The organism is Micrococcus sp. PSi08 (genome assembly GCF_054960655.1).
In genome coordinates this window covers 69,385-83,647 of the sequence record NZ_JBHNYP010000013.1, presented here as the reverse complement: position 1 = coordinate 83,647, position 14,263 = coordinate 69,385, and the positions used below count along the sequence as shown (strand labels likewise).

Annotated in this window: 11 protein-coding genes and 1 pseudogene; 7 read left to right on the top strand and 5 right to left on the bottom strand. The window is 73.5% G+C overall.

Going from position 1 to position 14,263, the window contains the following annotated elements:
• Positions 1-73: 73 nt before the first annotated feature.
• The 5 genes from hpaD to ACFI33_RS06240 all read left to right on the top strand — a co-directional run bounded on the left by hpaD (position 74) and on the right by ACFI33_RS06240 (position 6,249).
• On the top strand, positions 74-1,240 hold the full coding sequence (gene hpaD / locus ACFI33_RS06260) for a 3,4-dihydroxyphenylacetate 2,3-dioxygenase (protein WP_127435123.1): 1,167 nt from the start codon (positions 74-76) through the stop codon (positions 1,238-1,240).
• Positions 1,241-1,634: 394 nt separating this feature from the next.
• On the top strand, positions 1,635-2,420 hold the full coding sequence (locus ACFI33_RS06255) for a 2-keto-4-pentenoate hydratase (RefSeq protein WP_336574821.1): 786 nt from the start codon (positions 1,635-1,637) through the stop codon (positions 2,418-2,420).
• Between the two features lie 139 nt (positions 2,421-2,559).
• The gene (locus ACFI33_RS06250; protein WP_036339703.1) at positions 2,560-3,420 is read left to right on the top strand and encodes an HpcH/HpaI aldolase family protein; all 861 of its coding nucleotides are present in this window, start codon (positions 2,560-2,562) and stop codon (positions 3,418-3,420) included.
• Positions 3,421-3,629: 209 nt separating this feature from the next.
• Positions 3,630-4,580 (top strand): hypothetical protein, encoded by a 951-nt coding sequence (locus ACFI33_RS06245; protein ID WP_036339705.1) that lies wholly within the window; start codon positions 3,630-3,632, stop codon positions 4,578-4,580.
• Positions 4,581-4,752: 172 nt separating this feature from the next.
• Positions 4,753-6,249, top strand: coding sequence for a protein adenylyltransferase SelO (locus tag ACFI33_RS06240; RefSeq protein WP_127445761.1), 1,497 nt, complete (start codon positions 4,753-4,755; stop codon positions 6,247-6,249).
• 27 nt (positions 6,250-6,276) lie between these two features.
• Here the strand turns inward: ACFI33_RS06240 and ACFI33_RS06235 are convergent, their stop codons facing one another.
• Positions 6,277-7,566 (bottom strand): NAD(P)/FAD-dependent oxidoreductase, encoded by a 1,290-nt coding sequence (locus ACFI33_RS06235; RefSeq protein ID WP_336574818.1) that lies wholly within the window; start codon positions 7,564-7,566, stop codon positions 6,277-6,279.
• Entirely contained in the window at positions 7,563-7,892 is a 330-nt protein-coding gene (locus ACFI33_RS06230; protein ID WP_002857882.1) for a bifunctional 3-phenylpropionate/cinnamic acid dioxygenase ferredoxin subunit, read from the bottom strand. The genes ACFI33_RS06235 and ACFI33_RS06230 overlap by 4 nt, the downstream gene beginning before the upstream one ends.
• 321 nt (positions 7,893-8,213) lie before the next feature.
• On the opposite strand from ACFI33_RS06230, the gene ACFI33_RS06225 reads away from it, so the two are divergent.
• Positions 8,214-9,260 carry an N-acetylmuramoyl-L-alanine amidase gene (locus ACFI33_RS06225; protein WP_462623823.1) on the top strand — a complete coding sequence of 349 codons (1,047 nt, stop codon included), beginning with the start codon at positions 8,214-8,216 and terminating at the stop codon, positions 9,258-9,260.
• Positions 9,261-9,306: 46 nt separating this feature from the next.
• A pseudogene (locus ACFI33_RS06220) lies at positions 9,307-10,198 on the top strand (IS5 family transposase); the annotation flags it as partial.
• 1,093 nt (positions 10,199-11,291) lie between these two features.
• Here the strand turns inward: ACFI33_RS06220 and ACFI33_RS06215 are convergent.
• The 3 genes from ACFI33_RS06215 to ACFI33_RS06205 are packed head-to-tail and all read right to left on the bottom strand — an operon-like array spanning position 11,292 to position 14,217.
• Positions 11,292-11,972: an ABC transporter ATP-binding protein gene (locus ACFI33_RS06215; RefSeq protein ID WP_127435292.1), complete on the bottom strand. Its 681-nt coding sequence runs from the start codon at positions 11,970-11,972 to the stop codon at positions 11,292-11,294.
• Positions 11,969-13,237, bottom strand: coding sequence for a hypothetical protein (locus ACFI33_RS06210; protein ID WP_127435291.1), 1,269 nt, complete (start codon positions 13,235-13,237; stop codon positions 11,969-11,971). The genes ACFI33_RS06215 and ACFI33_RS06210 overlap by 4 nt, the downstream gene beginning before the upstream one ends.
• 17 nt (positions 13,238-13,254) lie before the next feature.
• Entirely contained in the window at positions 13,255-14,217 is a 963-nt protein-coding gene (locus tag ACFI33_RS06205; protein ID WP_127435290.1) for a hypothetical protein, read from the bottom strand.
• Positions 14,218-14,263: the final 46 nt, after the last annotated feature.

Sequence of the window (14,263 nt, the reverse complement as noted above, 5' to 3'; positions counted from 1 at the left end):
TCCCGGATCGTATACGATCGAGTGAGCGACCGTGTCCCAGGCCACAGCGCACCGCCATCACCAAGGAGCACCGATGACCAACCTCGAGAGCCGCCAGAAGACCTCCTCCGGCTTCTTCGTCACGAAGGAAGCCCCCATCGACCCGGAGAACCCCCTCCCCACCCCGACGTCCGAGGCGCCGGACATCCTGCGCTGCGCCTCGATGGAGCTCGTGGTCACGGACCTCGCCGCCTCCCGCGAGTTCTACGTGGACGTGCTCGGCCTGGTGGTCACCGAGGAGGACGAGGAGACCGTCTACCTGCGCTCCATGGAGGAGTTCATCCACCACAACCTGGTGCTGCGCCAGGGCGAGACCGCCGCCGTGGCCGCGTTCTCCTACCGCGTACGCACCCCCGAGGACCTGGACAAGGCGGTCGCCTTCTACGAGGAGCTGGGCTGCCGCGTCGAGCGCCGGAAGGACGGCTTCGTCAAGGGCGTCGGCGACTCCGTGCGCGTCGAGGATCCGCTGGGCTTCCCCTACGAGTTCTTCCACGACGTCGAGCACGTGGAGCGCCTGGCCTGGCGCTACGACCTCTACACCCCGGGCGCCCTGGTCCGCCTGGACCACTTCAACCAGGTGACCCCGGATGTGCCGCGCGCCGCCCGCTACATGCAGGACCTGGGCTTCCGCGTCACCGAGGACATCCAGGACGAGAACGGCACCGTCTACGCCGCGTGGATGCGCCGCAAGCCCACCGTGCACGACACCGCCATGACCGGCGGCGACGGCCCCCGGATGCACCACGTGTGCTTCGCCACGCACGAGAAGCACAACATCCTGGCGATCTGCGACAAGCTCGGCGCCCTGCGCATGTCCGACCACATCGAGCGCGGCCCGGGCCGCCACGGCGTCTCCAACGCGTTCTACCTCTACCTGCGCGACCCGGACGGCCACCGCGTGGAGGTCTACACCCAGGACTACTACACCGGTGACCCGGACAACCCCGTGGTCACCTGGGACGTGCACGACAACCAGCGCCGCGACTGGTGGGGCACCCCGGTCGTGCCGTCCTGGTACACCGATGCCTCCCGCGTGCTGGACCTCGACGGCAACCTGCAGCCGCTGGTCTCCCGCACCGACGACTCGGAGATGGCCGTGACCATCGGCGCCGACGGCTTCTCCTACACGCGCGAGGGGCAGGGCGAGGAGTCCCTGCCGGAGTGGAAGCAGGGCGAGTACAAGCTCGGCAACCAGCTCTGACCGGCACGGCCGGCACCGCTCCGGGACACCACGACGACGGCGGGCACCCAACGCAGGTGCCCGCCGTCGGCGTCCGCCCTCCCTGCCATCCTCCGCGTCTCCCCGCCCCACGCCGTTCGAGGCGGAAAATCCATCTCATTCGAGCGAGGAGGGCCAGTTTGAGCTCGATTTCCCGCCTCGAAGCATGGGGAGCAGGGGTGTCCCGCCTCGCAGACGGGCCCCGAGGGGCTGGCCTGGCTCACGGTGCACCGCCGCAAGCCCGGGCTGGGCATCGGGACGCGCACCCCGGACTGATCCGGGGCGGTGACAGGATGGCGACGGGGCCGGGGGCCGAGCCGCGTAATCGTATACGATCAAGGCCAGGCCCCTGCCCGTCGTCGTGAAGGAGACCGCTGTGCTGGACCACGAGACCCACGTCAAGATCGCCGACGAGCTGCACCGCGCGGGCATCGACCGCGTGCCCGTGCCGCGGCTGACCGCGCGCTACCCGGAGATGGAGATCGAGGACTCGTACGCCGTCCAGCGCATCTGGGCCGAGCGCCAGGTCGAGGCGGGCCGCCGCAAGGTGGGCCACAAGATCGGCCTGACCTCCAAGGCCATGCAGGACGCGACCGGGATCGACGAGCCGGACTACGGCGTGATCTTCGACGACCAGGTGTTCGAGTCCGGCCACGTGTACGAGTGGAAGAAGTACACCCATCCGCGCATCGAGATGGAGCTGGCGTTCGTGCTGCGGGACGAGCTGCGCGGGCCCGGCCTGAACCTGATGGACGTGCTGCGCGCCACCGAGTACGTGGTGCCCGCGCTGGAGGTGCTGGACTCGCGCATCGAGATGGCCGGCCGCACCATCACGGACACCATCTCGGACAACGCCGCCCTGGGCTCCATGGTGATCGGCGGCCGCCCCGTGGGCGTGCACGACGTGGACCTGCGCTGGGTCTCCGGCATCCTCTCCCGCAACGAGGAGATCATCGAGACCGGCGTGGCCGCGGGCGTGCTGAACCACCCGGCCAACGGCGTGCACTGGCTGGCCAACCGCATCGCCGGGCACGGAGACGCGCTCGAAGCCGGTGAGATCGTGCTCGCCGGCTCCTTCACCCGCCCGATGTGGGTCTACGAGGGCGACACCGTCTACGCCGACTACGGCCCGCTGGGCACCATCACCTGCCGCTTCGCCTGAGCCGCCCGCCGTCGTCGTCGTCCCGCTCACCCGCCCGCCCGCAACGCGGGTTGACCTATCACCAGTACGACCCCGCTCCACCCGCGACAACTCAACCCGCGTCGGGTGGAGGGCGCGGAGAACCCCGGAGGAACATCCCATGCCCGTCCGCCACAACCCGCAGCCGCTGTTCCGCGACCTCTTCACGCCCGAGGCCGTCGCCGCCCGTGGGGGCCGCCCCGCCGCCGGCATGTTCCTCTCCTCCGGGGACCCGACGACGGCGGAGATCTGCGCCGGCGCGGGCCTCGACTACCTGCTCATTGACGCCGAGCACGCCCCGCTGACCCTGCAGGACGTCCTCGCCCAGCTGCGCACGATCGCCGGCTACCGCGTGCCCACCCTGGTGCGTGTGCCGGCGCTGGACACCGTGGCCATCAAGCAGTTCCTGGACCTGGGCGCCCAGACGCTGCTGGTGCCCATGGTCGACGACGCCGCGATGGCCCGCAGCGCCGTGGCCGCCGCCCGCTACCCGGACGGCTCCGCCGAGGGCGGGGTGCGCGGCGTGGGCTCCGCCCTGGCACGCTCGGGCCGCTGGAACCGGATCCCCGGCTACCTGCCCGGCGCGGCGGACCACGTCTCCGTGATCGTGCAGATCGAGACGGCCGCGGGCGTGCGCAACGCCGACGAGATCGCGGCGGTGGACGGGATCGACGGCGTCTTCATCGGCCCCTCGGACCTCTCCGCGTCCCTGGGCCTGCTCGGCCAGCAGTCGCACCCGGAGGTGGTGGCCGCGGTCGAGGAGGTCATCACGAAGGTCAAGGCCGCCGGGAAGATCGTGGGCGTCAACGCGTTCGTGCCCGCGCAGGCCGACGCCTACGCCGCCGCCGGTGCGGACTACGTCAACGTGGGCGCCGACGTCGCCCTGCTGGCCCGCGCCGCCGAGGCCCTCGCCGACCGCTGGTGCCCGGCTCCGAGCGACGCCGCGGGCGACGGGGAGGGCGCGCCCCGCGCGTCGTACTGACCTGGTCATCCCCTCACTTCGGGGCGCGAAATCCACCCCATGGACGCCCGATCCTGGCCCATGACGTGGATTTCCCGCCTCGAATGGCTCGGGGCCGGCGCTTCGGGGGACGTCGCCGCCTCCTGCACAACCGCACCGGGCCCCCTCGTGCGTCCCCAGGCCCCCGCTCGTCCGTCTCGGGACGCGGAGCGACGGGGCACGCTCGCCGCATGCCCCGTCGTCCCGCCCCGCTGCCGCCGTCGATCGACCCCGCCGCCTTCACGGTCGACGACGCGCGCCGGGCGGGTGTGACGTGGTCCCGACTGCAGTCCTCAGACCTGCGGCGGCTGCGCCACGGCATCTACGGGCCGGCCGGCCCTGCGGCGGCCTCCGTCCGTGAGTGGACGATGGATGAGATCCGCGCGTATCAGCGGCGCCATCCCGACGTCGTCGTCAGCCATGAGACCGCCGCGCGCCTGCACGGCCTGACCGTGCCCGCACGGCTGTTGGCCCCCGGTGCGGTGCACGTCAGCGTCGGCACCTCGGGCGGCCGGCCGGTCCAGGCGGGTCTGGTGCCCCACCGCATCGAGGTGCCGGAGGGACAGCGGATGACGCGGGGCGGCGTGCTTGTGACGACGCCGGCCCGCACCCTGTGGGACCTGTGCGCGGCACGGGCGGCGCTCACGGAGCGGGACGTCGTCGTCGCCGGTGACGCCCTGCTCTGCCCGCCGTGGCTGCCCGGCGGCGGACGCGGGGATCCCGCCTACACCCCGGAGGAGCTCGTCCGATCGCTGGCCGAACGGGGACGTTTCCGGGGGCGCGGACTGGCCCGGGCAGCGCTGGCGAGGATGCGCGTGGGGGCGGATTCGCCGCGCGAGACGCGTCTGCGGCTGGCGCTCGTCGATGCCGGGCTGCCGGAGCCCGAGGTGCAGTGCCGGCTGGACCCGTCAGACCGCCGCGCTCCGACGGTCGACCTCGGGTATCGGCCGTGGCGCCTCGCGTTGCAATACGAGGGCGAGCACCACCGCACCGCCGAGCAGCAGGCCCGCGACGTGCTGCGCGACCGCTGGTGCGCCGACCACGACTGGCTCTCGATCAAGGTCATGTGGGCCGACGCTCGGAACGACTACGCGGACGTCGTCGCGCGGGTGCGGCGCCGGGCGGCCGCGTTCGGTGGGTGACCCGGTGAGATCCACGGTCACCGCAGTCCGCCACGGCCCCCCGTTTCGAGGCGGGAAATCCAGGTCAAAGCGCTCTGGTCCACGCCCGTGGGGTCGATTTCCCGCCTCGAAAGGACGGGCCCGGTGGGAGTCGGCCCGTGAACACCCGGCCTCCCCCACGTAGCGTGGCCCCATGACCGTGCCCGCCCCCACCCTGAGCTCGCATTTCGCCGACACCTTCCCCGAGCTCGCCCTGCCCTGGCAGGCCCAGGCCACGGACGGCCCGCAGCTCGTCCTGCTCAACGCCGGCCTCGCGGCGGAGCTCGGCCTCGACGCCGAGTGGCTCGCCACCGACGACGGCGTCTCCTTCCTCACCGGCGAGCAGCCCGGCCCGGACGCGAGGCCGGTCGCGCAGGCGTACGCGGGCCACCAGTTCGGCCACTACTCCCCTCGCCTGGGCGACGGGCGCGCCCTCCTCCTCGGCGAGCTCACGGCTCCGGACGGTCGGCTCCACGACCTGCATCTCAAGGGCTCCGGTCGCACGCCCTTCGCGCGCGGCACCGCCGACGGGCAGGCCGTGCTCGGCCCCATGCTCCGCGAGTACGTGGTCTCCGAGGCGATGCACGCCCTCGGCGTGCCGACCACGCGGGCGCTGGCCGTCGTCGCCACGGGCCACCCGGTCCGCCGCGAGACCGTGCTGCCAGGCGCGGTGCTGGCCCGGACGGCCGCCTCGCACCTGCGCGTCGGCACGGCCCAGTACGCCGCGGCCCTCCCCGAGCAGGCGGACCCCACGGAGGTGCTGCGCCGGATCGTCGACGAGGCCATCGCCCGCCACCACCCGCACGCCGCCGACACCGAGCACCCCGCGCTCGCGCTCTACGAGGCGGTGATCGCCGCGCAGGCCGAGCTCGTCTCCCGCTGGATGCTCGTCGGCTTCGTGCACGGTGTGATGAACACGGACAACATGACCCTGTCCGGCGAGACCATCGACTACGGCCCCTGCGCGTTCATCGACGCCTTCGACCCGGCCGCGAGCTTCTCCTCGATCGACGCCCAGGGCCGGTATGCGTACGGCAATCAGGGGCCCATCGCGGCGTGGAACCTCGCCCGGTTCGGCGAGGCCCTCGTGCCCGTGCTCGACGACGACCCCGACCGCGCCGTCGCGCTCGCCCAGGAGGCGCTGGGCCGGTTCCACGGCGCCCATCTCGCGGCGTGGCGGGGCGGACTGCGGGACAAGCTCGGTCTCCCGGCGTCCGTGGCGGAGGACGACGTCGCCGCGCTCACCGACCGCCTGTTCCCGTGGCTGGCCGCGGCGCGGGCCGACTGGACCTCGTTCTGGGTGCGGCTGGCCGAGCACACGGCGGCGCCCGTGGACGACGACGCGGCCCGCACCGAGGCGGCACGACTCGTCCCCGGCGCCCCGGACCCCGCGGGGCTCGCCGCCTGGCTCGCGGACTGGCGGGCGATGGGTCCCGATCCGGCCCGGATGCGCGCGGTGAACCCCGTCTACATCCCACGGAACCACCTGCTCGACGAGGCCCTGACGGCCGCGGAGGACGGGGACCTCACCGCCGTCCACCGGCTGCTCGAGGCCGTCACGGATCCCCTCACCCCGCGCCCCGGGTTCGAGCGGCACGCGGAGCCGGGTCCGGCGGACGGGGCCCCGTTCGTCACCTACTGCGGCACCTGACCGCTTTCGTCGACGAAACGGGCGCCCTCACCCCCGCGCCAGCGACTTGACCGGCACGGCCGGGTCCGCGAGCGCGGCGGCGTCCACCACGATCCCCCGGTCGATGATGCGCCGGGCGGCCTTGACGGTCATGGGGTCGTCGATCGACGCGGCCCCGCGCAGGGTCCCGTCCGCGGCCAGGGCGAAGCTCGCCACCACGACGCCGCGCACTTCGCGATCCACGATCCGCCCGCCGGCCGGCACCGTCATGTCCCCCACGGCCTCCACGTGTGCGTCGTACCGGTCGGACCAGAACCACGGGGCGCCCGGGGCGTCCGCCTGTCCCCCCAGGAGCGCCGCCGCGGCGGCCGCACCGGACCGCAGGGCCGGCTCCCAGTGCCGCGACGGCGCCCACGCGGACTCCCGGGCGCGCGCGGCGTCGCCCACGGCCAGGATCCCGGGCACGGTCGTGCGGCCCATCGCGTCCGTGAGCACGCCGTCGGCCACCTCCAGACCGGCGTCCTCGGCGAGGGCGGTGTCCGGCACGGTGCCGCCGGCCAGCACCACGACGTCGGCGTCCACGGTCCGCCCGTCGTGGAGGTGGAGCCGGTGGGCGGCCGGCAGTGCGGCGCCGCCGTCGGCGTCCCGGTGCTCGATCCAGGCCGCCCGCCCGACCTCGACCGCGACCCTGTGCTCGGCGTGCATCCGGTGCAGGCGGGCGGCCAGCGCCGGCCCGACCGCCGCGCGAGCCGGGGCGTCCGTCCCGGTCACGAGCGTCACCGCGGCGAGCGAGCGGCGCGCCGCGGCCGCGACCTCCGCCCCCGTGAAGCCGCCGCCCACGACCGCCACCTCGGTCCCGAACGTCAGGCGGTCGCGCAGGGTCTCGGCGTCGGCGCGGGTGCGCAGGGTGATCAGGTCCGGGTGGTCGGCGCCGGCGACGTCGAGGGCCCGGGGTCGCCCGCCCGTGGCGAGCACGACCGCGTCCGCGTCCAGGACCCGCCCGGAGGCCGTCTCCACCCGGTGGGGCGCGGGGCCGCCGTCGGGGTGGACGCCGCCCGGCACCACCCGGACCGCCTCGTCCTCCACCAGCTCCACCCCGTGCTCGGCGAACCATGCAGGCGGGGCGAGCAGCAGGCGGTGCGCGTCCGCGTCGCCGGTCAGGAACTCCTTGCTCAGGGGCGGCCGGTCATAGGGCACGCCCTGCGGGTCCACGAGGGCGATCCCGCCCGCGAAACCGCGGCGCCGCAGCGCGCGGACCACGGCGAAGCCCGCGACGCCGCCGCCCACCACCGCGACCGAGCCGGGCACGCCCGCCGGGGCCTCGACGTCGTGGCTCATGCGCCGGGGACGAGGTAGAGCTGGCCCTCGCGCTCCTCGACGCGGTGCACGCCGACGCCCTTGGTGGCGGGCAGGCAGAGCGCCTCGCCGGTGCGCAGGCAGAACTGCGCGGCGTGCAGCGGGCACTCCACCCGGTCGTCCTCGAGCCAGCCCTCGGCCAGCGAGGCGTCCTCGTGGGTGCACGTGTCGTCGATCGCGTGGAACTCGCCCGCGTCCGTGTGGAACACCGCGACGTCGTCCCTCGTCCCCGCCGTCGCCGCCGGGACGACGATCGCCTCGCCCTCCGGGACGTCCGCCGCCGCGCCGATGTGGATCGGCTCCGCCATGGTCTGCCTCCTCTGGTTCCCGGGCCGGGCGGCCCGTGGTGGTCTCCCGTCACCGTATCCCCCGGCGCGGACCCGACACCCCTCCGCTGTGCTCCGCCCCGGCGCCACACCGTGCCCACCTGTGAATGGATGAACCGGACATCACGGGGGCATGAAATGACCCGACAAGCCTGAGAAAAAGGTTCCCGGGAATGGTCGATCACGCTACGATCACGACGGCTCTCCGGCCGTCATCCCGCCCGCACCACGTCACCGACCCGGGAAAGCGACACGGCCCGCGCCTGTCATTCCTCGGGCACTCCACCTTCCGACGGCATCCGCATGAAGATTCTCCTGCCGGGTTCCGCCGCATCCCCCCGCCCGCTCGCGCCCGCCGTCGCGGTCGCCGCGCTCTCCGTCCTCGTCGGCGGCCTGCTCCCGCAGCAGCCGTCCGCGACCACGGAGGGCGCCCCCGACGCGCGCCCGCTCGACGACGCCGCCCGTGCCACGACCGCCGGGACGGCCACGACCCCCGCGTCGGCCGCTCCCGTCGAGGGCGCCGGCGTCGCGACCGTCCCGCAGGAGGGCGAGAACCTCGTCCCGGCCGAGGAGGCTCCGGCCGGCGTCGTGCTCGGCGAGCCCGTGGTGGACCGCCCGTTCACGGTGGCCGCCGCCGTGTGGGACGCCGCGGCGGACGACGCCGTCGAGCGCGTGGAGATCCGCGTGCGTCAGGACGGGGCCTGGGGCCCGTGGCAGGTCCTGGATCGGCCCGTCCTGCCCGAGGGCGCCGCCCCGGCCGGCCTCGAGCTGTCCCTCATCGACCCGGGCACGGCCGCCACGGACGAGACCGTCGCGAGCGCGCACCCGGCGGTGGCCGCCGAGCAGGCCGCCGAGACCGCCGGCCTGCCCCGGGGCGTGAAGTCGAGCGCCGTCGTCGGGGGCGCCGCACCCGCCGAGGCCCACACCGTGGCCACGGCCTCGGACGCGCGCGCGAAGATCCTCCCGGACGTCATCACCCGCGCCCAGTGGGGCGCGGACGAGTCCTGGGCGGAGGACTCCCCGCAGTTCGACCAGGTGCGCGCGCTGACCATCCACCACACGGCCGGCACGAACGACTACTCGCACGCCCAGGCCGTGGAGCAGATGCACGGCATCTACGCGTACTACACGAAGACCCTCGGCTGGGGCGACTTCCCGTACCACCTGATCACGGACCGCTTCGGCAACATCTACGAGGGCCGCCGCGGCGCCCTGGAATCGAACCCGCTGGGCACGCACGCGGGCGGGTTCAACCGGGGCACGATGGGCATCTCCACGATGGGCGACTACGACGTGGTCGCCCCGTCCGAGGAGGTCGTGGACGCGATGGCCCGCGCCACCGCCTACTAGGGCGTGTCTGAGAATAGATGCACGAGTCAGCTGAGACCCTGGGGACATGTCCCGGTTCCAGATGCTCTCTGACACCCAATGGGAGTTGATCGCCCCGATGCTCCCGACCCGGACCGGCCGCGCCGGCAGGCCGTTCGCCGACGCCCGCACCATGGTGGAGGCGATCATCTACCGGTACCGGTGCGGAATCGCTTGGAGGGATCTGCCCGAGGTCTACGGGCCCTGGCAGACCGTGTGGACCTGGCATCGGCGCTTGGCCGAAAAAGGCACATGGGACACGGTGCTGGCCACGCTGACCGCCGCCGCTGACGCCGAAGGCCTGATCGATTGGTCGGTCTCGGTGGACTCCACGATCGCCCGCGCGCATCAGCACGCGACGAACATCACCCGCCTCACAGGGGGATGGGTCGAACTACAAGAATCCGCGTGAGGAACCGGCCGATCACGGCATCGGGCGCTCCCGTGGCGGGCTGAGCACGAAGATCCATCAGCTCGTGGACGGGGCCGGGCTGCCGCTGGTCAGCCTGATCACCCCCGGCCAGGCAGGGGACTCCCCGATGCTGCTTCCTCTTCTGGAGCAGCTGCGCGTGACCCGGCCAGTAGGGCGGCCCCGGACCCGCCCTGCGGCGGTGCTGGGCGATAAGGCGTACTCCTCCCGGGCGATCCGCACCCACCTACGTGCCCGTGGGATCAAAGCGGTCATCCCCGAACCGGCCGACCAGCAGGGCCACCGCAGACGGCGCGGTGCCCGCGGCGGGCGCCCCGTCAGCCTCGACGCGGACGCCTACAAGGGCCGCAATGTCATCGAGCGTCAGTACGCGCACCTGAAGCAGTGGCGGGGTCTGGCGACCCGGTATGACAAGTACGCGATCATCTACAGGGCCGCTGTGGTCCTGAATGCTGTGCTCGCATGGTCAAAACGATTGTCAGACATGCCCTACCTGTACCGCGACGGCATCCACGCGCGGGGCCGGGTCACCCTGACCTCGGGCGGCAGCACGAAGTACGCCGCGGGCACGCCCGTCACCGTGGACACGATCTTCCCGCACCTGGCCACGTCCGCGACCGCGTGCCCGGGGCAGCACCTGATGGCCCGCTTCGACGACCTGCGGGACCGCGCCGAGGCCATCGCGACGGCGGCCGGCCAGCCGCCGGCACCGGCCACCCCGGTTCCGACGCCGGCCCCGACGACCGAGCCGTCGACCGCCGGCACGTACACGGTGCAGCCGAACGACGGTTGGTGGACCATCGCCCGCCGCACCGGGGTGCCCGCGGCCACCCTCCAGGAGCTCAACGGCATGACCGAGTCGACCGTGCTCCACCCGGGCATGGTGCTGCGCACCGTCGCCGACCCGACCGCCCCGGAGCCCACCCCCATCACCACCGGCACCTACACGGTGCAGCCGAACGACGGCTGGTGGGTCATCGCCCGGCGGACCGGCGTCAGCGCCGCGGAGCTCCAGCGGCTCAACGGCATGACGGCGTCGACCGTCCTGCACCCGGGGATGGTGCTCATCACGGCCGCCACGGCGCCGGCCTCCCCGCCCGCGCCTGCCCCGGCCCCCGCCCCGGGCACGTACACGGTCCGCGAGGGCGACGGCTGGTGGCTCATCGCCCACCGCACCGGCGTGACGATGGAGACCCTCCAGCGCCTCAACGGCATGACCGCGACCACCGTGCTGCACCCGGGGATGGTGCTGCGGACCGGCCAGACCGCCTCCGCCCCGGCGCCCTCGCCCGCCACGTACGTGGTCCAGGCGAACGACGGCTGGTGGCTCATCGCCCAGCGCACGGGCGTCTCCATGGAGCGCCTGCAGCGCCTCAACGGCATGACGGTCTCGACCATGCTCCACCCGGGCATGGTGCTGCGCACCGCCTGAGCACCCCGCCGGGACGACGTCGGCCCGCGCCTGCGCGTGAAGGTGCGGGCCGACGTCGTCGGTTGAGTTGTCACCGGTCGTAGGCCGCCGCACCCGGGATAAGTCAACCGACGTTGCTCCCCACGAGAAGTCGACGACGGCGCGCGCCGCTTCAGTCCTGTGGTGCCAGCTCCCCGTCCACGAGGTGCCAGCGCCGATCGCAGGCGGCCGCCACCCTCGGGTCATGGGTCACGACCACCACGGCTCGCTCAGGCCCCACGGCTTCGCGCAGCAGGTCGACGACGTCCCGCGTCCTCGCCTGGTCCAGCGCACCCGTCGGCTCGTCCGCCAGGACCAGCGGCGGCTCGTTGATGAGAGCCCGGGCGACGGCCACCCGCTGCTTCTCCCCGCCGGACAGCGTGCGGGCCCGGTGACCCGTGCGCATTCCCAACCCCACCCGCTCGAGGGCCTCCCCCGCGCGGCGTCGCTGCTCCCCACGCGGGACCCGGTCCGGGCCGTAGCGCAGGGGCAGCATCACGTTCTCCAGTGCGGTGGCGTGCTCCATGAGGGCGAAGTCCTGCAGGACGATGCCGCACCGCTGGTTCCGATACCGGTCCCCGCCCCGGCTCCACGGCTCCGGGAGGGCTTCTCCCCCGAGCAGGACGCGACCCGAATCCGGGGAGTCCAGGCACGCGAGGATCCGCAGCAGGGTGGATTTCCCGGACCCGGAAGGCCCGGTGACGGCGTGCATCTCACCGGCCGGAACCAGCAGAGAGGCCCCCCGGAGGACGGGCACCGCCTCCCCGCCGGAGAGGAACGTCTTGTCCACGTCGTGGACTTCGAGGAGGCTCATGCGGTCTCCGTGGTCGGCCGGTGGCGGCGGGGGCGGCGACCGAAGGTCGCCGCGAGTGCGCGCCAGGAGGACAGGGTGGCGACGGCGCCGATCGCCATGACGGCGATGAGCGCGGTGGACGTCAGACCGGTGGGCGGCGGCCCCGGCAGGGCGGACGCGCCCGCGGTGAGACCGACGGCGGCCGGCAGGACCCACGCGAAGAGCACGGGAACGATGATCCGCACCGCGGCCTGCCAGCGGGCGGCGCCCACGATCGCGGCGATCCGCCAGGTGGGGGCCAGAGCCCGGGCGAGCACGCCGAGAACGCCGAACAGGGAGACGACGGCGCCGAGCACCGCCGCGCCGAACAGGACGAGCAGCGTGCGGGAGCTGGCGCTCAGGGACTGCAGCAGCGCGGAGGACTGCGGAGTCAGGGGTTCGGCGGTGACCACCAGAGCGTCCGTTTCGAGGGCTCGTCCTGCCGCATCCAGTGCCGGGACGGCATCCTGGCCCAGGACGATGGTGCGCAGCAGGAGGCCCTCCAACGCGTCTGGCGGGTACAGGCTCGCCAGCATCGAGGGCGGGACGACCACCAGGACGGCTTCGTCCAGCGGAACCGATCCCATCATCGGATCCAGAGCGGTGGCGCCCGGCGCCAGCCGTCCGGTCACCGGGATCATGGCGTCCTGGAACTGCACACGCGTCGGCGGTGGCAGGACGCCCCCGGCCGTGAGCGCGTACGGATCCTTCGCCGAGGAGTCGCTGCCCAGCACCGCGTAGGGAGCGGCCGTGCCGTCGGCCTCGCGATGCGGGGACTGACCCGTCGGAGACAGCGTCTCGTCGAGACCGGACCCGGCGAAGAAGTCCTCGGTCACCAGCAGGGCGCCGGGGAGGTCATCGCCGAATCGGTCCCCGTAGGGGTCCATCGTGTACGCCGTCCGGTGCGGGTCCGTCAGGAGGGCGAACAGCGCGGCGGTGCGTCGACCGTCGTCGGCGGAGTCGGCCGTGGAGTCGGCAGAGAAGTCGGGCTCGGGCGGCTCCTGCTGCGAGTCGCCAGGCGCGGCGCCGCCTCCCTCCAGATCCCCTGGCCCCGCGAGATAGAAGCCCCGCAACGAGGCCGCACCGAGCTGCTCCCACCGCTGCAGGTGCCGATCGATCTCCTGCGCCTCGCTCGCCTGCTGGAAGGACAGTCCCAAGAGCGAGCACGAGGCGACCGCGTGGACGAAGGCGACCAGCACCAACGGCCAGAACTTCAGCGTGTCGCGCAGCCCGTCGCTCCAGGCCACGCCGAGACTCCGGAGGCTCACCGGGGCGCTCGCATCCAGAGAGAGACCACATGGGTCGCCGCCACGAGCACGGCGTCGCCCAGCAGCACGACCAGGATCACGCCACTCGCGACGAGCGGGGACGGTTCCGTGACCGCGCCGGTCAGCACCATCCCCTGCCACAGCGCGGCCGAGATCCCCGCAGCGCCGAGGAACGGCACCAGGCTCACGCGAGCCCGAGACACGGCGGCCCGGAGCGGGGAGACCCCGAGCAGGCGCAGCACCCGCAAAGAGGGACGTTCCCCCGCGCGCAGAGTCAGCACCCAGAACGCCGTGACGCTCATCAGAGTGAGGCCGGTCAGCGACGAGGTCACGCCGAGCACGGGCGTCCCGAGCGACGCGGTCATCGCCGTGGGTGCCGGCGCCGCGTCGACTTCCAGGCCGGCGGTTCGCAGGTTCTGCAGGAATCCGTCCAGGTCGGCGGGGTCGCCCACGAGGAACCCGACGTAGGCGGCGGCGTTGTCGAACGCCGGGGTCGGCTGGATCACCCCGTCCGAGGGCAGTCCTCGCCAGCGGGCCGATGAGGCGAGGGCCACAGGCCGGCCCGCCAGTTCCCCCTCCCCCGCTGCGCGATCGGCCAGCACACTGCCCTCGCGGACCAGGAAGCCCCGTTCCATGCGCAGAGAATTCAGCATCTGCTCGTCGACACCCGCAAGGCACGGGGCCGTCGGGCCGGTCAGATGGCTTACCCGCGGGTCCGCCCCGTTGGCCATCAGGGTCAGGTTCCGCCCGGTCAGGGCGGCCTCCGTGGCGGACCAGACCTCGCCGCTGCCTCCGATGCCGACATCCCACACCGCGTCGCCGCACTCGGCGGCACCGAAGTACTGCCGCTGGTGGACGGACATGGAGCCCACGAGGCTCAGCGCCAGCCCGCACAGTGCCACGAGCAGCACGGCACGGGTGACGAGCAGCCCGAGCGTCCGGAGTCCCCTGCCCGTCACGGTCAGTTCCCACCGATGGGCTCGGACAGGGCCCCGTACTGCACCC

What these genes read in the sequence shown, in the direction of transcription:
- hpaD (WP_127435123.1), top strand. Translation starts at nt 74, where the DNA reads ATGACCAACCTCGAGAGCCGCCAGAAGACCTCCTCCGGCTTCTTCGTC.
- ACFI33_RS06250 (WP_036339703.1), top strand. Translation starts at nt 2,560, where the DNA reads ATGCCCGTCCGCCACAACCCGCAGCCGCTGTTCCGCGACCTCTTCACG.
- ACFI33_RS06245 (WP_036339705.1), top strand. Translation starts at nt 3,630, where the DNA reads ATGCCCCGTCGTCCCGCCCCGCTGCCGCCGTCGATCGACCCCGCCGCC.
- ACFI33_RS06240 (WP_127445761.1), top strand. Translation starts at nt 4,753, where the DNA reads ATGACCGTGCCCGCCCCCACCCTGAGCTCGCATTTCGCCGACACCTTC.
- ACFI33_RS06235 (WP_336574818.1), bottom strand. Translation starts at nt 7,566, where the DNA reads ATGAGCCACGACGTCGAGGCCCCGGCGGGCGTGCCCGGCTCGGTCGCG.
- ACFI33_RS06230 (WP_002857882.1), bottom strand. Translation starts at nt 7,892, where the DNA reads ATGGCGGAGCCGATCCACATCGGCGCGGCGGCGGACGTCCCGGAGGGC.
- ACFI33_RS06225 (WP_462623823.1), top strand. Translation starts at nt 8,214, where the DNA reads ATGAAGATTCTCCTGCCGGGTTCCGCCGCATCCCCCCGCCCGCTCGCG.
- ACFI33_RS06215 (WP_127435292.1), bottom strand. Translation starts at nt 11,972, where the DNA reads ATGAGCCTCCTCGAAGTCCACGACGTGGACAAGACGTTCCTCTCCGGC.